General features: G+C 37.5%; 18 protein-coding genes. 15 read left to right on the forward strand and 3 right to left on the reverse strand.

Annotation, left to right across the window (positions count from 1 at the left end; all coding sequences use genetic code 11):
• Nucleotides 1-71: 71 nt before the first annotated feature.
• Together J2S74_RS02460 and J2S74_RS02465 are read left to right on the forward strand one after the other, a co-directional pair.
• Nucleotides 72-1,433: an ABC transporter substrate-binding protein gene (locus J2S74_RS02460; RefSeq protein ID WP_307321360.1), complete on the forward strand. Its 1,362-nt coding sequence runs from the start codon at nt 72-74 to the stop codon at nt 1,431-1,433.
• 346 nt (nt 1,434-1,779) lie between these two features.
• Nucleotides 1,780-2,220, forward strand: a complete 441-nt coding sequence (locus J2S74_RS02465; protein WP_307321445.1) for a redoxin domain-containing protein — start codon at nt 1,780-1,782, stop codon at nt 2,218-2,220.
• Nucleotides 2,221-2,403: 183 nt separating this feature from the next.
• Here the strand turns inward: J2S74_RS02465 and J2S74_RS02470 are convergent, their stop codons facing one another.
• Nucleotides 2,404-2,790 (reverse strand): hypothetical protein, encoded by a 387-nt coding sequence (locus J2S74_RS02470; RefSeq protein WP_307321363.1) that lies wholly within the window; start codon nt 2,788-2,790, stop codon nt 2,404-2,406.
• Nucleotides 2,791-2,934: 144 nt separating this feature from the next.
• Between J2S74_RS02470 and J2S74_RS02475 the strand changes: the two genes are divergently transcribed.
• The gene (locus tag J2S74_RS02475; RefSeq protein ID WP_307321366.1) at nt 2,935-3,717 is read left to right on the forward strand and encodes a ZIP family metal transporter; all 783 of its coding nucleotides are present in this window, start codon (nt 2,935-2,937) and stop codon (nt 3,715-3,717) included.
• Here J2S74_RS02475 and J2S74_RS02480 read toward each other — a convergent pair.
• Nucleotides 3,694-4,011 (reverse strand): hypothetical protein, encoded by a 318-nt coding sequence (locus J2S74_RS02480; RefSeq protein WP_307321369.1) that lies wholly within the window; start codon nt 4,009-4,011, stop codon nt 3,694-3,696. The genes J2S74_RS02475 and J2S74_RS02480 overlap by 24 nt on opposite strands.
• Before the next feature lie 503 nt (nt 4,012-4,514).
• Here J2S74_RS02480 and J2S74_RS02485 point away from each other — a divergent pair.
• The gene (locus J2S74_RS02485) at nt 4,515-5,741 is read left to right on the forward strand and encodes an NAD(P)/FAD-dependent oxidoreductase (RefSeq protein ID WP_307321370.1); all 1,227 of its coding nucleotides are present in this window, start codon (nt 4,515-4,517) and stop codon (nt 5,739-5,741) included.
• A 71-nt stretch (nt 5,742-5,812) separates the two neighbouring features.
• Here the strand turns inward: J2S74_RS02485 and J2S74_RS02490 are convergent, their stop codons facing one another.
• Nucleotides 5,813-6,811 carry an N-acetylmuramoyl-L-alanine amidase family protein gene (locus J2S74_RS02490; RefSeq protein ID WP_307321371.1) on the reverse strand — a complete coding sequence of 333 codons (999 nt, stop codon included), beginning with the start codon at nt 6,809-6,811 and terminating at the stop codon, nt 5,813-5,815.
• Nucleotides 6,812-7,052: 241 nt separating this feature from the next.
• Here J2S74_RS02490 and J2S74_RS02495 point away from each other — a divergent pair, with 241 nt between their 5' ends.
• From J2S74_RS02495 to J2S74_RS02545, 11 genes are all read left to right on the forward strand, one after another.
• Entirely contained in the window at nt 7,053-8,099 is a 1,047-nt protein-coding gene (locus tag J2S74_RS02495; RefSeq protein WP_307321374.1) for a M42 family metallopeptidase, read from the forward strand.
• 369 nt (nt 8,100-8,468) lie between these two features.
• The gene (locus J2S74_RS02500) at nt 8,469-9,224 is read left to right on the forward strand and encodes a YveK family protein (protein ID WP_307321377.1); all 756 of its coding nucleotides are present in this window, start codon (nt 8,469-8,471) and stop codon (nt 9,222-9,224) included.
• The gene (locus J2S74_RS02505; RefSeq protein ID WP_307321380.1) at nt 9,181-9,867 is read left to right on the forward strand and encodes a CpsD/CapB family tyrosine-protein kinase; all 687 of its coding nucleotides are present in this window, start codon (nt 9,181-9,183) and stop codon (nt 9,865-9,867) included. The genes J2S74_RS02500 and J2S74_RS02505 overlap by 44 nt, the downstream gene beginning before the upstream one ends.
• 447 nt (nt 9,868-10,314) lie before the next feature.
• Nucleotides 10,315-10,458 (forward strand): hypothetical protein, encoded by a 144-nt coding sequence (locus J2S74_RS02510; protein ID WP_307321451.1) that lies wholly within the window; start codon nt 10,315-10,317, stop codon nt 10,456-10,458.
• A 31-nt stretch (nt 10,459-10,489) separates the two neighbouring features.
• On the forward strand, nt 10,490-12,316 hold the full coding sequence (locus J2S74_RS02515; RefSeq protein WP_307321382.1) for a polysaccharide biosynthesis protein: 1,827 nt from the start codon (nt 10,490-10,492) through the stop codon (nt 12,314-12,316).
• Between the two features lie 25 nt (nt 12,317-12,341).
• Nucleotides 12,342-13,223, forward strand: coding sequence for a UTP--glucose-1-phosphate uridylyltransferase GalU (gene galU, locus J2S74_RS02520; protein ID WP_307321384.1), 882 nt, complete (start codon nt 12,342-12,344; stop codon nt 13,221-13,223).
• A 19-nt stretch (nt 13,224-13,242) separates the two neighbouring features.
• Entirely contained in the window at nt 13,243-14,409 is a 1,167-nt protein-coding gene (locus J2S74_RS02525) for a glycosyltransferase family 4 protein (protein WP_307321449.1), read from the forward strand.
• A complete protein-coding gene (locus J2S74_RS02530) occupies nt 14,372-15,439 on the forward strand; it encodes a glycosyltransferase (RefSeq protein ID WP_307321387.1) in 1,068 nt (355 codons plus the stop codon). The genes J2S74_RS02525 and J2S74_RS02530 overlap by 38 nt, the downstream gene beginning before the upstream one ends.
• Before the next feature lie 2 nt (nt 15,440-15,441).
• On the forward strand, nt 15,442-16,578 hold the full coding sequence (locus J2S74_RS02535; RefSeq protein ID WP_307321390.1) for a glycosyltransferase family 1 protein: 1,137 nt from the start codon (nt 15,442-15,444) through the stop codon (nt 16,576-16,578).
• Nucleotides 16,579-16,581: 3 nt separating this feature from the next.
• Nucleotides 16,582-17,487, forward strand: a complete 906-nt coding sequence (locus tag J2S74_RS02540; protein WP_307321393.1) for a glycosyltransferase family A protein — start codon at nt 16,582-16,584, stop codon at nt 17,485-17,487.
• Nucleotides 17,488-17,513: 26 nt separating this feature from the next.
• Entirely contained in the window at nt 17,514-18,581 is a 1,068-nt protein-coding gene (locus J2S74_RS02545) for an EpsG family protein (protein ID WP_307321396.1), read from the forward strand.
• The last annotated feature ends 121 nt before the right edge of the window (nt 18,582-18,702 follow it).

The raw sequence follows: 18,702 nt of genomic DNA on the forward strand, positions 1-18,702 counted from the left end.
TGAAAACTTCTTCAACTAGAACTTTTTAAGGCTACGGAAAATGGCTAGATCAAAACTAAGGGGGAACATTAATGGCATCAAAATTCAGAATTTTCTCAATCGTTTGTTTTGTAATATTATTGACAGCGGCTATAATTGGATGTTCAGACAGTACAAGTTCTGGTGATGCAAATACGAATAACAACGAGAATACGAATTCAGAGAATGCAGAATCAGATCAAGCAAATATAGATTCAGTTGAAGAAGTTGAATTACGATTTATGTGGTGGGGAAGTCAAACGCGTCATGATCGAATGCTTAAATTGATTGAACTCTATGAAGAAGAGAATCCACATGTAACCATTAACTATGAGTTTCTAAATTTTGATGATTATGCAGAAAGACTTGCTACTCAAGCCGCAGCTGGAAATGCCCCAGATGTATTTTTTATTGTAGATCGCTGGCTGCCGCAATATACCGATGCTGGATTATTAGCTGATTTGCAGCCGTACATTGACTCTGGAGCAATTAATACAGATCACATTGAACAATCAGCTTTAGATCCAGGGTATATTGGCGATCAACTAGTTGGATTAAATGCAGGAAGCAATGCGTTCGCACTAGGTTATAACCCTGAAATGTTTGACGAAGCTGGTGTCCCGTATCCTGAGCCTGGATATACATGGGATGATTTGGTAGAGATGGGGCGTCAAGTACAAGACGCTTTGGGACTAAAATACGGTCTAGTTTTAGATCCTCAGCATGATCGTACCTTTGGTGTATGGCTTAGACAACATGGACAGTGGTTATATAATGAAGATGGTACAGAGCTAGGTATGGAGGATGATCAACTTTTCATAGATTTCTTAAATTACAAGATGAATATAGTTGAAGAGGGAATCGCTCCTCCTGCTGACGTAGCAATTGCATCGGGGAATGTTGAGAACTGGTTACTTGTTACAGGTGAATCACCAATGCAAATTTTCCACAGCAATCAAATTGTTCCTGCACAAGCAGCTGCAAATAAAGAGTTTGCTATTACATCTTTACCGTTTCATGAAAATGGTGAGTCTGGCCAATATATTAGAGCTGGATTGTTCTATGCAATGAACGCTAACACACCTCACACTGATGAGGTAATTAAGTTCATGGATTTTATGACTAATAGTAAAGAAGCAAACGGTATCTTACAAGCTGAGTATGGTGTACCAATCTCAGCAGAAATTCGCGAATTTCTTTATGCTGATGCTGAACGGGGAATCCAGCAAACATTTGAATATATTGAAATGATGTCTGAAATCGTTAGTGATCCACCACCACCAATGCCTCCAATCGGCCAAGAAATGAATGTTTTCTTCCAAGATGTTTTCTATGAGGTGTACTACGGCTTAATTACACCTGAAGAAGCACTTGAAAAGTATAAAAACGGATTACAGGATATGATAGACAGGTAAAAGTGAATTAATTTTAAAACGCAAAGGTGCCCTATTTGGGGCACTTTTTTACATGTGAAAACCTCAATATGTATCATCCTTTAGAAGGCTTACTTTGAAAACTTTTTTTAATTTTTCTAAAAGCTTGTGATAGTGGAAGGCGGCACTGTCTCTTCCTCTACAAGCTTATCTTGGTAACGTATCCGTCGAGACAAATCCATGTCTTTACGACAAAGCAACTCTCTTTGTAGCGGATCCAAACAAGCCTTTTAGACTAAAACTATCCTTGGATGGGGAAAATAAGTAACATTCGATTTTAAAAAAAGGAGGGAGAAAAAGGATGACAACTACTTTAAAGGTGGGAGATATGGCCCCAGAGTTCTCTCTTAGTGCCACATTGAAGGATAAAATAGCCCTTTCTGATTACAGGGGGAATAAGAATGTTCTGTTGGCATTTTACCCATTAGATTTTACCCCTGGTTGAATTAAGGAAATAACCTCTTGGAAAGAGGACTATAAAAGGTTTGAAGAATTAAATGCGGAGATTCTTGCTATTAGTGTAGACCATATTTATTCCCACAATGTCTTTGCTGCAAGTCTTGGGACACTCCCTTACCCTCTGCTATCTGATTGGCACAAACAAACGGTGAAAAACTACGGGGTGTTCCATGAAAAAAATGAAACGGCAATCCGTTCCGTTTTTGTGATCAATAAAGAGGGTCAAATAACCTATATGAATACATCCTTTGACGCAAAAAATAAGGAGCATTATGAACAAGTTTTTATGGAGATTAATAAATTAAGTTAGCACTGCAAACAACAGGATTTTTGTTAAAATTATATGTACCCCTAGCGAGATAGGTTAGGGGTACATCACCGTTTATATAATTGTATCCCCAATAAAGGTTAGAAAATTAGAAAATAAAGTTCGGTAGTTTAAATAATATAGGTAAGTTAACGAGGATACACACGATGTTTAGAAGTTGAACTATTACTGTTTTTGATTTAGTAGCTCTAATACACCTTGGTGTTGCTTTTGTACGATTGTAATTTGTTTAATTTCACTGCTTAATTCCTTTTTTGTTTCATCAAGCTCTCTCATCATACTGCCATAGTAAAATGCCACTTCTTTTCTAAAGATATTTTGTTCATTCTTCAAGCTAGAAATGTCCCCCTGCATAGCAGAAATATCTTCTCTCATAGCCGCTTGCCCTTGCTTGAGTCCGGAGATATCCCCCTGCATAGAAGAAATATTCCCCTGCATAGAAGAAATATCGCCTTGCATAGAAGAAATATTCCCCTGCATAGTAGTAATATCTTTTCTCATTGCAGTTTGTCCTTCTGTCAAAATATCAAGTCTACTCAGTATTTCCTTCAACACTGCTTCTATTTTGATCACCTCCCTTTCTTACATTATACTGCTTGTCCATTACGTAGTCACGTTAGAAAAAGAGGCTTTAAGTATAATTTTTCCCAAATTAGAAGAGGTTAAGAGGGGAGTAAATATTTGGAGGTATTCCGTATGTGGAACGCCATTCTTTGGGGTACAATAGCTGCTTCTGCCACGTTGATGGGGGCTATTGTAGTTTTAAAATTTAAAGTTCCTAGAAAAGTCATTGGATTTATAATGGCATTAGGAACAGGGGCATTAATTGGAGCTACTACTTATGAATTATTAGAGGAATCCCTTGAAATTAGTGGTTTTTTAGAAGTAGCCATTGGTTTTTTAGGAGGGGCTTTAATATTTACCATTTTAGATTATCTAATTGTCCGTAAAGGAGGACAGGAAAGGAAGCATTCGGAACGGTCTTCTGAGGGCTTCAGTAATACCTCCTCCTTATTTGGTGCAGCAAAACAAACGAAAGGAAAAGGAAAGGCTTCGGGAGCGGGAATATTTATTGGGACAGTGATGGATACCCTCCCAGAATCAGCTTTGATTGGAATGAGTTTAATTGGCGGGGGAACTGTTAGTTTAGCTTTAGTAGTGTCAATATTTATAAGTAATATTCCTGAGGGCTTATCCAGTACTGTGGGGTTATTAAAAAGTGGTTACACGAAAAAGAAAATTCTTTTCTTATGGGCATTGGTTGTGTTTTTCTCTGCATTAAGCTCCCTGGCTGGGGCAACATTACTTGAAGATGCGTCAAATAGTATGAAAGCGATCGTTAGTTGTTTTGCTGGGGGAGCGATTATAGCCATGATTGCATCTACAATGATGCCAGAAGCCTATAAAGAAGGGGGCCCAGTAGTAGGATTTGTCACTTCTATTGGTGTGTTCATATCATTGTGGCTTCACTATCTTTAAATGAAGGTGACCACACATTTCGGAGTCACCCAAGAGGTTGTTTAGCTTGTTTTCCGCTTTTACATTAACAGAAAGATTAATGGCAAACACCACTACCCCTAAAACAACGATAATGCCACCGAACCCTATAATTGCTCCTGAGGCATTAAGTGGAGTATTGACAGTTCGAAGTTGTAATCCGGCCAAAGTGTCAAAGCTTTGAGTATTGACACTTCGACGTTGGAATCGTGATGAAGTGTCAAAGCATAAGAGAAGCAGTGACACTTCGTTACTGGAATACTGCTGAAGTATCATAGCTTAAGATTAAGTCTCCTTTTCTCGCCACCATCAACCTTTTAACTGATTGATACCTAATCCTATAATCTTTCTCCTCTCTATGAGATTTCTGAAGGAAAGAAATGTGGGGAAAATTGCTTAATACCTATTTACATAATGTTTAACTTATCTTTAATCGTTAAGGAAACAAGACTCATTATCTGTGAAAAAAAGTGAAACGCTTCACTAATTAGACACAAATAGCGGGATAGACCGTCTTGAAATGGAAATGAAGTTGGGGTAATCTTGAATTGAGAAAAATGTGAATAGTTTCACATACATGACGAGGACAATGCTCTTTTGTGGTGAGAGAGGTTGGACCGCGACAAGTTGAGAGGAGAAGCAGCTCGAATTGTCGCGAAAGCCTTTGTATTGGGACAAGTCAACTGGAAAAGCGACTCGAAGCTTTTTTTAAAGGTTACCATGTGAATATTTTTACAAAAAATAGAAAGACGTGTAAATGAGGGGAAAGGGGAATTGACATGAGTAAAACAAGAATTGTCATTTTAGGCGCTGGGTATGGTGGGATGATTACTTCCAAGAGACTTGGGAAACTGCTGAAAGCTGGGGAAGCGGATGTAACTCTTATCAATAAGCATGATTATCACTACTTAACAACAGAGCTGCATAAAACAGCAGCAGGAACGGAACCTGACAGCAAGATTGCCTTGCCAATTACACAATTTATTGACCAAGAAAAGGTTACTTTTAAAAAAGGAACGGTTTCGTCCATTGATTATAGCGGTAATAAAGTTTTATTAGAAGGGGGAGAAAAAGTAAATTACGATTATTTGGTAGTTTCCCTAGGGTTCCATGTATCAACTTTTGGAATTCCAGGCATTAAGGAACATGCCTTTGAGGTTCGTAGTTTCAGAAGTTCCAAGACGATATACCACCACATTCAAAGACAATTTGCCCTTTACAAAGAGGACGAAGATCCATCACGCTTAACCTTTGTGGTTGCAGGTGCAGGTTTTACAGGGGTGGAGGTTGTTGGAGAGTTGGTGGTAAAACTGCCAGAACTGGCTGAAGAGTATAACATTCCTTTTGATAAGGTGAGAATCGTGAACGTGGAGGCTGCTCCAACGATCTTGCCTGGGAGTGCAGATGCTGCAGTTGACTATGCTAGTAGAATACTAGACAAAAGGGGTGTGGAGGTAAAGACTTCAACGAAAGTTCTTGAATGCAAAGAGGACAACATCATTACAGATAATGGAGACCTCCCATCGAGGACCCTTATTTGGACATGTGGTGTTCAAGGCCATCATCTATTTGAAGGAACAGGTATTGAAACGGTTCAAGGAAGGGCAGTAGTGGATGAGTATTTACGTATTCCAACCTTGAAGAATGTGTTCTGTATTGGAGACAATTCCTACTTTAAGACTGGAGAAAAAACACCACTTCCTCCTACAGCACAGGTTGCTTTACAACAGGCACCAGTTTGTGGAGACAACATTGTAGGGACTATCCGGGGGACAGAGTTGAGGAAATTTGAATACCACCATAAAGGTTCCGTTGCTTCTCTAAGTGAACATTATGGTGTAGGGGAGGTAGGTGGTGCTCTCCTTAAAGGAAAAATAGCAGCAGCCATGAAGAAAGTGATTGGATACCGCTATTTATTTTTTCTAGGAGGCCCTTCCCTTATGCTTAAGCATTTCTTCGGTGGAGGTACCTCTCTGGCGAAGGTTGCAGCAAAGCAGCAAGGATAAGCGAATTTTGCCAAATAACATAAAACCGTCAAAGGGGGAGGGCGAATAACCCATCCTCCCCTTTTTTATATTTAGCTGCACCAGGTGCCGGTTTTCCTTAGATGGAAGATGTTCTTAGAAAGGAGCTTAAATAGGCTGGTGCCAAAAAAGTGTTTGGTAGTATGAAATGTGCAATAAGCTATGGGATTTACTCCACCCTGTGATACCTTTGGATAAACCCTTTCTTCTGTTTTTTTGAAAAAAACAGTAACTTCATCTGGATCGATTTCCTCTGCATATTCCATTGCTCCCTCTTCCTTTACACCTTCTTCTTCTATAACGTCATAAACTTCAAAATAAACTTTTACACTGTTAGCTAAAGCTTGAGCTGAACGCAGTTGAAATTCCTCTGTCTTAATTAGTGCTTCTTCCTCAGGATTCGTTAAAAAGGCGATCTCTACTAAAACAGCTGGCATTTGCGCTTTGCGGAGAACATAAAAGTTCTGATTATTGCGGAGTTCACGGTCCCGTAATCCGAGAGCGTTGAGCACGTTTTCGTGAACAATTTCTGCAAATCGTTTACTGTCATCACGGTATTCTAGCTGTAATGGATGAGGGGGGAGTCTAGGGTTCAAGTGGTTTATCCCATCGTAGTAATAGGTTTCTGTTCCTCCGGTATTGGAACTGTTAACATCTTGATTGTGGTGGATGGACAAGAAAAGACTGTTATCATTATTTCCTTCCACAAACTGATTGGCCACCTTCATTCGGTTTTCCATATCATCTAAAAGCCTATCCCTATGCCAAACGGGAATGGACGTATCTTCCACAAAATCAACATCCGTCTCTCTTGTCATGTAAACAGTGATATCCGTAGATTCTTCAAGAATGTCCCTTAGTTTTAATACCACGAGAAGGTTTGCATCTTTTTCGCAAAAACCAGTTTCATCACCTGAATAACCACATGTTCCATCAAATTGTCCACCATGACCAGGGTCAATCACCAGTATGTTCTCTGCAAAACTTGTAGCTGGAAAAGCACAAATTAAGAGGATGGTAAAAAAGAGTACTCTTTTTAATTTGTAAACCATATATCCCTCCCGAAAGAAGATTTGTATTCATTATATTACGTGATATAAAGGAATAAGCTAATTTATTTGTCCTAGAAAAAACGAATCCCTACGTATTGGAAGACCAAACTAAATTAGTAACAAAAAACACTCGACAGTTTTCTGTCGGGTGATTTCTTTAGGGATACTAATTTATCAATCTACCTTAAAAAATGTATAATAAAAGAAAGCACGAATCCATTTTTGAGAGGAGATTTACTACATGTCTTACCCTAATGCAGAAGAAACGGTCCAATTAATAAAAGAATTAGTGTCTATTCCAAGTCCTTCTGGAAATACGAACGAAGTGATAACTTATGTAGAAGATTTTTTAACAAAGCTGAATGTGGAAACAAAGCGTAACCGTAAAGGTGGGCTTATTGCTACTATCCCTGGTAAGGATAATGATAATCACCGTATGCTGACGGCCCATGTGGACACGTTAGGTGCCATTGTGAAGGAAATTAAACCAAGTGGGCGCCTGAAGCTGGATCTTATTGGCGGGTTCCGTTATAACGCTATTGAGGGAGAGTATTGCCAGATTGAAACGTCCTCTGGCCAAATTTTTACAGGTACGATCTTGATGCATCAAACGTCTGTCCATGTTTATAAGGATGCCGGGAAAGCCGAGCGTAATCAGGCGAACATGGAAGTGAGGATTGATGAAAAAGTACATACTGCCGATGAAGTACGTGCCCTTGGGATTGAAGTGGGTGACTTCGTTTCCTTTGATCCTAGAGTTCAGGTGCTGCCGAACGGCTATATTAAGTCCCGTCATTTAGATGATAAAGCAAGTGTGGGAATTCTTCTTCAGTTGATCAATCAAATCACTACAGAAAACATAGAACTTCCATACACAACTCATTTCCTTATTTCTAACAATGAAGAAATTGGTTATGGGGGTAATTCCAATATTACGCCAGAAACGGTGGAATATTTGGCAGTGGATATGGGGGCCATGGGGGATGGCCAGTCCACCGATGAGTATACGGTGTCCATTTGTGTGAAGGATGCTAGTGGCCCATACCATTATCAACTTCGCAAAAACTTGGTTCAGCTGGCGAAGGACAATGGGATTGGCTATAAGTTGGACATCTATCCTTACTATGGATCGGATGCCTCCGCAGCTATTCGCTCCGGTAATGACATCGTCCATGGTTTAATCGGCCCGGGGATTGATTCTTCCCATGCCTATGAACGTACACATATATCTTCTATTGAGGAAACTACGAAGCTTTTATATCACTATTTACAATCGAAACTAGTATAAAATACCTACATGGTATGAAAACACAGGCATTGCTTTTGTAATGCCTGTTTTTGTACAACCTTTTTATTATTATAATACGTTTTCAAGCTTATTTTGGACGAAAATAGTAGGCATATTACATGAAAATAAATAATATATGTGAATTATTATTGCGAATTTTAATTACCAGAATCTTAAAAAAAGTATTTGACACGTTCTCTATTGAGAACTATAATGAATATAGTAAATTGGTTCATTAGACCCGATGCCATAAAATAAAATGTCAAACGGTTGGTTCCTTATTAAACTAACTAATTTTTTTATTTGAAATGTGCGTTATTAAGAATTTGTGATCGTGTGTTGAATACTTCCTTTAAGTAGGTGAACAGAGTGGAGCAAGCAAGGGGAAAGGAAATAGAAATAAAGAAACTAGTAACGCTTTTCAAGAAACGACTTTGGATTATTCTCTTAATAACAGTGGCTGCAGGGGCTGCCGGTAAGTTTTATGTGTCATATACAGAGCCTGCTCCCATATACAGTTCCTCGTCACGGATCATTATTCATGAAAGCTCTGGATTTATGGACACCCTTCTTGTTTTTATAAGGGAGAAGCCTGTTATGGAGGGGGTTATAGAAGAGCTTGAACTTGGAATTTCACCGGAAGCATTGAGTAGGCAGATTCAGGTAAATCGGGTGGGAAGTTCTCAAATTATAGAAATCTCAGCAATTAACCCTAATCCAGAGCTGGCTACAGTTCTAGCGAATACCGTACCGATCGTATTTATGGAACAAGTAAAAGAGGTTTTTAATTATAGAAACGTGGATATGTTGTCAGAAGCTGTAGTCTCTTCGAATCCGCAGCCAATTAATCCACCGAGCAACAGGATGTTCCACATCGCCATTGTATTTGGACTCGTTGTAGGAGTTGGGTTTGTCTTCTTATTAGATAGCTTAGATAATACGTTGCGGTCGGAGAGGGAAATCGAAAAACTACTGGGGATTCCAGTTGTGGGAAGTGTCTCGAAAATCAAGAAGGCAGCAGTAGGAAAGAAGAAAGAGAAAAAAGTAATTACCATTAGGACTGAGGTCGGGGGTGAGGTCATTGATAACAAAGATTTTGAAGAGAAGCGCGTTAATAATTCATAACGATGGGAATGACCGCACACTAGAAGAATATGAATCGATGCAATTAAATATTGAATTTCTTGCCTTCGAAAGAAAATGTAAGACTCTTCTTTTTACCTCTCCTGGTAGTAAGGAAGGGAAATCTACTACAGTCGCTAACTTAGGTATTTCCTTAGCTCGTAGTGGCAAGAAAGTTCTCCTTGTTGATGCCCATGTGAAGAAACCATCCATCAATCAATTATTCAAAATAAAAAACTCTTTAGGTTTAACGAATATTTTAGCTGGTCAGAGAGCATTTGGCGATACGATTAACCAAACAGAAGTGGAGAACTTGAAGGTAATCACAAGTGGACCAATTCCATATAATACGGAAAAGTTATTCCGATCGAATGCCATGGAAGTGTTTCTAAAACAAGCAGCTTTACACTTTGATTATGTTTTATTAGATGGCCCACCAGTTTTAGATGAAGTGGATACGAAAGTACTAACAAATAAATGCGATGGGACGATTTTAGTAATTAGGAACGGAAAAACGGAGGACGAATTAGCCTTAGAAGCAAAGAAAGCACTAGATATAGCAAAGGGAAAAGTTATTGGTGTTGTGTTAAATAGGAAAAGACGTACGTTTTCATTTAAGAAAATGAAGGGTGTACATACTTTTTAAGAGCCATTTTTTTTTTAACTTAAATGTTCGTTATTAAGAATGATGTTCGTTTTATAAGAATACATTTGGCGATGTCTCCTTGCCGTTATCGATGGAGGTACTCGGTCATGCTGGTGGGTTGGGAAACCTTAGATGCTGGTCATCATAAGTGTGATGTGAGGTTGGGTTAGATGCCCACTTTTTTTAAATGCTTTAACGATATGGTTTCCTTACCCGTATAGTTAAAGCATTTAAACCTAAATTTATTATCAAAAGGCTATGTTAAACTTTGATGTAGATTTTCGCTGCAGATACTCGCTTTCCGCGGGCAACGCTTCAGCCTCCTCGTTCCTGCGGGGTCTTCAGCCGTTGCTTTTCCCGCAGGAGTCTCGTATCTTCCGCTCAAATCAACAATGATAAAAAGTTAACATTAACCTTTAAAAAAGCTTAATGAAAAGGGGTTGTTTATTGGGGATGAAAGAGATGGATCGTTTTCCGAAGTCTATTAGAAAAGCGGTTAGGTATATAAAGCAGGATGCTACGAAAGAGCAGCTTATTGAAATTAAAAAGTTGATTGACTATGCAATAGAAAGAAGAAGTTTACGTCTTTAAATGTGTATGAAAAAGGAAGGGAGGAATAAATGTGGCTTATGGCCAACGATTGTCGTTATTAATCTTTATTGATTCTATTTTTATCTTGGCAACGGTATTTTTCGCCAGCCTCTTGTTGTATGAAGGTGCTTTTCTCCTTACTGCTGCGCTTATTGCCATGGTAGCAGCTCTTCTTATTAGTCATCATATTTTATCCTTCTTCTATAAGCTGTATAAAAAAGCTTGGGAGTACGCCAGCATTGGAGAATTGATTATTATTTTAAAAATAGTCACCTTTTCTATCCTTATTGCGGCAGTAACACAGGGTGTTTTATTTCAAGTTATTCCTATTCGCTTACTAACCATTACATGGATGTTGTTAATGGCATTGATTGGGGGATCAAGATTTTGCTGGAGGATTTACAGGGATACATACATTAAGAAAGAGGATAACAGAAATAGGACGTTGATCGTTGGTGCAGGTGCGGCAGGAACGATGGTAACGAGACGATTGCTGAATAATTCCGATTCAGAATTGGTGCCAGTTGCCTTTATTGATGATGACGAGAAAAAGCATCATCTTGATATTCTAGGTATACCCGTTGTAGGTGGTATTAATCAGATAGAGGAGACGGTAAAGGAATTGAGCATTCAAAACATCGTTATTGCTATTCCTTCCCTTAGTAAAAAAGAGTTAAATGATATTTTTCAAGAATGTGCCAAAACAAAGGCGAACACAAAGATATTGCCCATGTTGGAAGACATCGTAACGGGGAAGGTTTCCGTTAATCAATTTAGGGATGTTCAGGTGGAAGACTTACTCGGAAGGGAGACGGTTCAACTTGATACGGAAGGGATATCCGATTACATCACAAATAAGGTTGTTTTAGTAACGGGGGCAGGGGGATCGATCGGGTCCGAAATTTGCCGCCAGGTTTGTCATTTTAATCCGAAACAGCTCATTTTACTAGGACACGGGGAGAACAGTATTTACAGCATTGAGATGGAGCTGCTGGAACGCTATAAGAAAACTTCAATCCAATTTAGAACGGAAATTGCAGATATACAAGATGGAGATAAGATGAATACGATTATGGAGGCATATCAACCGGATGTGGTTTATCATGCTGCCGCCCATAAGCATGTACCCCTAATGGAGAGAAATCCAGAGGAAGCTGTAAAGAACAATATGATTGGGACAATGAATGTTGCGGAAGCGGCGAGACTAGGAGGCGTAAAGACCTTTGTGATGATCTCCTCTGATAAGGCCGTGAATCCAACTAGTGTCATGGGTTCAACGAAAAGGCTAGCAGAAATGATCATTCAGGATATGAATAAAACAAGTAAAACGAAATTTACGGCCGTTCGATTTGGGAATGTGTTAGGGAGCCGCGGCAGTGTTATTCCCCTGTTTACGAAGCAAATTCGTAAGGGGGGACCGGTTACTGTCACTCACCCAGAAATGGTCCGTTATTTTATGACCATTCCAGAGGCTTCGAGGCTCGTCATTCAGGCGGGAAGCTTGGCAAAGGGTGGAGAAACCTTCGTTTTAGATATGGGTGAGCCTGTTAAGATTGTTGACTTGGCAAAAAATTTAATTAAACTCTCTGGAAACTCTGTGGATGATATTGGCATTAAGTTTACGGGGATGCGTCCAGGAGAGAAGTTGTATGAAGAACTGTTAAACGATAACGAGGTTCATGAGGAGCAAATCTATCCAAACATTTACGTTGGAAAAACATCGGATATATATATAGAAGAAATTGAACACATTCTATTAACCTTTTCCAAAATAGACAAGGAAACATTAAGAGAAAGGCTTGTTCGTTTAGCGAATCAGAAGACCGAAAAGGAAAAAGTTTTATCTATACCTGTGTAATAGTAAAAAAAGGGGGACTATGTTAATGAAAGTAAGAAAGGCAATTATACCAGCTGCAGGGTTAGGAACGCGGTTTCTTCCTGCTACAAAGGCGATGCCAAAGGAAATGCTGCCAATTGTTGATAAACCAACGATTCAATATATTGTAGAAGAAGCAGTCGCATCGGGAATTGAAGACATTATTATCGTGACGGGTAAAGGAAAAAGGGCCATCGAGGACCATTTTGATCATTCCTTTGAATTAGAGCAAAATCTATTAAATAAAGGAAAAATTGAGTTATTCAATGAGGTACAGAAATCTTCTAAACTAGTAGACATTCATTATATCCGCCAAAAGGAGCCAAAGGGTTTGGGTCATGCCATTTGGTGTGCAAGGAAGTTTATTGGAAATGAACCCTTTGCCGTTTTATTAGGGGATGATATTGTTTCTTCCGATAAACCGTGCTTAAGGCAGCTCATGGATCAATATGATCGTTATAATGCCTCTGTTCTCGGAGTACAAACGGTAGCGGATCACGAGGTGTCCCGTTACGGTATTGTGGATGGGAAACCGATGGAAGACCGGTTCTACAATGTACAGAATCTAGTAGAAAAGCCAAAGCAAGAAGAATCTCCTTCTAATTTGGCCATTCTAGGAAGATATGTTTTAAGCCCAAGAATCTTTGACATTCTTGAAAATCAGGAACCTGGGGCTGGAAATGAAATTCAGCTTACAGATGCCATTGCTACATTAAATAAGTTTGAAGCCGTTTACGCCTATGATTTCGAAGGGGTTAGGTATGATGTAGGTGAGAAGTTTGGTTTTATAAAAACTACGATCGACTTTGGACTACAACGGGAAGACTTAAAGTACCAAATTTTAGAGTACCTTACACAAGTAATGGAAAAAGAAGCGGTAAAGAAATAAAGCCGAATGGATGAAGAAGATGGAGAAGAAAATATTATTTTGTGCTACCGTCGATTATCATTTTAGTGCTTTTCACTTGCCAATCATGAAATGGTTTAAGGAACAAGGCTGGGAGGTTCACGTTGCTGCATCGGGGCAAATGACACTCCCTTATACGGATAAGAAATTTGATATACCGATTAAGAGGACTCCCTTCCATATTGCTAATTTCAAGGCTTACAAGGAACTGAAAGAGATTATTAATGAAAACAACTATACAATCATTCATTGTCACACCCCTTTAGGAGGTGTGCTTTCTCGTTTAGCAGGAAGAAAAGCAAGGAAGTCCGGGACAAAGGTCATTTATACCGCACACGGATTTCACTTTTGCAAAGGAGCACCGTTGTTAAACTGGTTGATTTACTATCCCATTGAACGATTTCTTTCCCGGTATACAGACTGTTTAATTACCATCAATTCACAAGATTATCAGCTAGCAAAAAAACATCGATTCCCAGCTGGAAATATAGAATATGTGAATGGAGTGGGAGTGGATACGGATCATTTCAAACCTTTAGATAGTCAAACAAAGCTTCAGCAGAGAAAGAAATACGGGTATGACAAGGATGACTTTCTTCTCTTTTATGCAGCAGAGTTTAATAAAAATAAAAATCAGCAGCTGCTCATTCGGGCTCTAGCAAAAGTAAAGGAAGAGGCTCCTAAGGCGAGGTTACTCCTTGCTGGTGAGGGTGCTCTCTTTAAGGAATGTAAGGACTTGGCTCAAAGTTTAGGAGTTGCAGAGCAAGTGGATTTTCTCGGATTTCGAAAAGATATCGTTCAGCTCTTACCTATTTGTGACCTAGCGGTGGGCTCTAGTTATCGGGAGGGCCTTCCCGTTAACATTATGGAAGCAATGGCCTGCGGGCTACCCGTATTAGCAAGTGAAAACCGAGGTCATTCAGAACTTGTAAAAAATAAACTAAATGGGTTTGTTCAAGACCCAGATGACGTGGAGCAATTTGCAGCGACACTTAAAGAGCTGTACGAATCTAAAAAACTACGGGAAACTTTAGGAACAAATAGTATTTCCCTCGTAAAGAAATTCTCGCTCCCAAGAGTGAAGGAGCAGCTAGTGTCGATTTATACGAGGTATATGGTGGAGGATAATTATGAAACCGAAAATAAGCATCGTCGTTCCTATTTATAATGTGGACGAATATTTAAGCAGATGTTTAGATAGTTTATTGTCTCAAACAATAGAAGATATTGAAGTCATCACAATTAATGATGGGTCCACCGACAATAGTTTGGAGATTCTCGAACAGTATGCCAAAAAGGACTCACGAATAATTATTATCGACAAGGAAAACGGAGGAGTTTCTTCAGCAAGAAATGCTGGCCTAAAAATAGCTGTAGGAGATTACATAGGTTTTGTTGATCCAGATGATTGGGTTAACCAAGAAATGTATCGTTCTATGTATGATATAGCAATGAAAGATAAAGCTGACATTGTTATGTGCTCCTATATTCGTGAATTTGGAAGCCATTCAAAAGTAAAGAACTTTCCTTTACCAAAAAAGGTTATATTTCAAGAGGAGGATGTTCGATTTAAACTCCTTAGAAGATTAGTAGGCCCTATAAAAGACGAGGTGGCAAAACCGGAACTATTGGATGCTTGGGGAACAGTGTGGTCTAAATTGTATCGTCGAGAATTAATTATGGATAATCAGGTTACCTTTACTGATTTAAGTGAAATTGGAACAAATGAGGATTCCCTTTTCAATGTGGAAGTTATTTATTATGCGAAATCTTTCGTGTTTATTAATGAGCATTATTATCATTATTGGCGAGCAAATGATGCTTCTGTAACGACAGGCTATAAACCTGCTCTTGTAGATAAATACACCAATTTATACGAGAAAATAGAAGCGTTTTTGGAAAAGAAGAAATTAGAACCAGAATTTTATATAGCCCTTAATAATCGAATTAGCTTAAATACATTGGGGCTTGGATTAAATGAAATAAGTAAAGGTAACAAATCATCCGTACTCCGTAAAATATCTAAAATAAAAACTATATTAAATAATCAACAAATAAGACGTTCATTCCAGCATTTTAAAGTAGGAGACCTTCCACTTGTTTGGAGAATGTTTTATTTTTTTGCAAAACTAAGATTTTCTACTTTGTTTTATTTGATGTTAATGAGTATTGAAGTCCTTAGAAAGTTGATAAGATAGGGGTGTTACAACTGGAACCTATTCGTATTTTACAAGTAGTTACCATCATGAACCGTGGTGGCCTAGAGACGATGTTGATGAATTATTATCGGCAAATAGATCGTACGAAAATACAGTTTGATTTTATGGTCCATCGAGAAGAAGAGGGACATTACGACGATGAAATACTTGATCTAGGTGGGAATATTTACAGAATGCCACCTATAAGACCAGGTAATTACAATGTTTATTTTAAGGAATTAAAAGAATTTTTTGAGCTTTACTCAGATTACAATATAGTCCACGCCCACATAAATGAAAATAGTGCATTTGTTTTAAGGGCAGCGAAGGAAGCCAATATTCCCTGTAGAATAGCACATAGTCATCTAGCTGGATTACCATTAGACTATAAACTTCCTTTCAGAATTTATGCAAGGATGCATTTAAATCAGAATGCAAATAACTTTTTTGCATGTTCAGATGAAGCAGGAGAATGGTTATTCGGTAAAAAATTGTTACAAAAAGAAAAACTTGTGGTTTTTAAAAATGCGGTTAATTGTAATGAATTTAAATATAATGAAATTACTAGAGAAAGAGTAAGGAAGGAATTAAATATAGAAGGTAATTTCGTTGTTGGTCATGTAGGGCGGTTTAATCCACAAAAAAATCATAGCTTTTTAATAGATACTTTTCATGAAATCTATAAGCAAAATAATAAAGCAATTTTATTATTAGTTGGTCAAGGAGATTTATTGAATAATATTAAAAAGAAGGTAGAAAGATTAGGTCTTACTGATGTGGTTAAGTTTTTAGGTTTAAGGTCAGATATTGCTGATTTAATGCAGGGAATGGATTTATTTCTTTTTCCTTCATTATATGAAGGACTTGGGGTAGTTCTTATTGAAGCCCAGGCTGCAGGTTTAAAAAGTATTACTTCTACAGGTACACCCAAAGAAGCAGATGTAACAAATACAGTTGAATTTTATAATTTAAATATGTCACCAAAAGAGTGGGCCAATAAAATTCTCCAAATTGACTATAGTAGATATGAGAAAACAGAAAGTATCATTGAAAATGGCTATGATGTTAGTACTAATTTGAAATGGCTAACTAAATTTTATCTAGAAAACAATAAATTAAAAGAAGTAGTTCCGAGGTGAATCATGGAAACATTAACGATATTCACGCCAACATTTAATAGAGCCTATACATTACATAAGTGTTATGAGAGTTTAAAACGACAGACATGTAAAGACTTTAAGTGGCTTATAATTGACGATGGATCTAGCGATAACACTTTTGAACTTGTTAACCAATGGATCCTTGAAAATAAAGTACCAATAAAGTATTTTTATCAAGAAAATCAAGGGATGCATGGGGCACATAATACAGCTTATGAATTAATAGAAACAGAGCTTAATGTCTGTATTGATTCCGATGATTACATGGCTGATAATGCAGTTGAAAAAATACTCTCTTTTTGGAAGGAATATGGATGTGAAGAGTATGCAGGGATTGTTGGTTTAGACGCAACTCCAGAGGGTAGTGTCATTGGAACAAAAATGCCTGAAGAATTAAAAGAATCAACGCTATCTAATTTATATGGGAAGTACAAGGTTAAAGGGGATAAAAAGTTGGTTTATCGAACAGAGCTTACTAGAAAAGCCCCACCGTATCCTTTGTTCCAAGGGGAAAGATATTGTCCTCTGAGCTATAAATATATTCTGATTGATCAACAATATCCATTATTGGTAATGAATGAGATCCTATGTCATGTGGAGTATTTAGAAGATGGTTCCAGTATGAATATGATAAAGCAATATAAAAGAAACCCAAGGGGTTTCTCTTTTTTTAGAAAAACTGCTATGAAATTTGCTCCTACATATAAGGAGAGACTACGAGAATCTATTCATTATGTTTCTAGTAATTTAATGATTAAAAATTATCGATATTTATTTGAATCACCATGTAAATTTACAACTATGATTGCATCTCCTTTTGGAATACTGCTCTATTTTTATATTCAGCATACAAATAAAGCAACTGTTCTAAAAGAGAAAAAAGCATAAACATTTTTGTTAGGAAGGAATAGAAAATGACTATAATGTATCTCAATCTTTCTATCGTTTATGTCTTTTCTTTATTTTCTAGGTTTGTAGTAAAGCCTAATGGTTTAGAAGAAAATGAAATAAAACCAAATAAATTATTTGCTTTACTGGCCGTAAGCTCTTTAGTAGTAGTTTCAGGACTACGTAATAACATTGGCGATACTTATTACTATATGCATTCATATCGTATTACAGAATTCAATTGGGAGAGTTTTCGGTTTGAGGGTGATTTTGGGTTTAACCTACTCCAGATGTTATTGCAACAATTTTCAAGTGATCCTCAAATTTTACTTTTTACTACTGCATTATTAACAAATGTTCTAATAGGTTTAACACTATATAACTATTCAAGATTATTTGAATTGAGTTTATATGTTTATATTACATTGGGCTATTTTTTAGTATCTATGAATGGTGTAAGACAGTATTTGGCAGCTGCAATTATTTTTGCAGCAACTAAATACCTTATAGAAGGAGATTGGAAAAGGTATATGTTAATTGTCCTATTTGCTTCCACTATTCACCAGACAGCACTCATATTAATTCCAATATATTTTATTGTAAGGATGCCTGCTTGGTCAAAAATAACATATGTCCTTTTAATAACTTCTATTTTGATAGTAATTGGTTTTGATACGTTTTTAAATATATTATTCATTGCTATGGAGGGAACACAATATGAAGGCTATAAAGAATTTCAAGCAGAAGGTGCAAATTTTTTAAGAGTAATAGTAGTGGCTGTTCCAATCGTTGTTGCCTATTTAGGTAAAGAAAAACTAAAAGATATCCTCCCTAGTAGTGATGTAATCGTTAATATGGCAGTCCTTGGATTACTGTTTATGATTATTTCTACACAAAATTGGATTTTTGCTAGATTTTCAATTTACTTTGGGTTGTATCAATTAATTTTAGTGTCGTGGATAGTTAAACTTTTTAAAGAAAAAGATCAGAAACTTATCTACTATGGAATATTAGTTTGCTATTTTATATATTTTTATTTTGAGCATGCAATTTCTCTAAACATTAATTACAGAAGTAATTATATTTTTTTCTAAATAGGAGCATTCCTGTAAGAAAGAAATTTGAGAGTTGAACAAAAAAAGAGCCCCTTGGTATCATACGAGGTGTCCGCAGCTGATCAGCACTAAGGACCCTGAAATTAGTTAACCAAGGAGG

Source organism: Evansella vedderi, assembly GCF_030813435.1.
GTDB lineage: Bacteria > Bacillota > Bacilli > Bacillales > Salisediminibacteriaceae > Evansella > Evansella vedderi.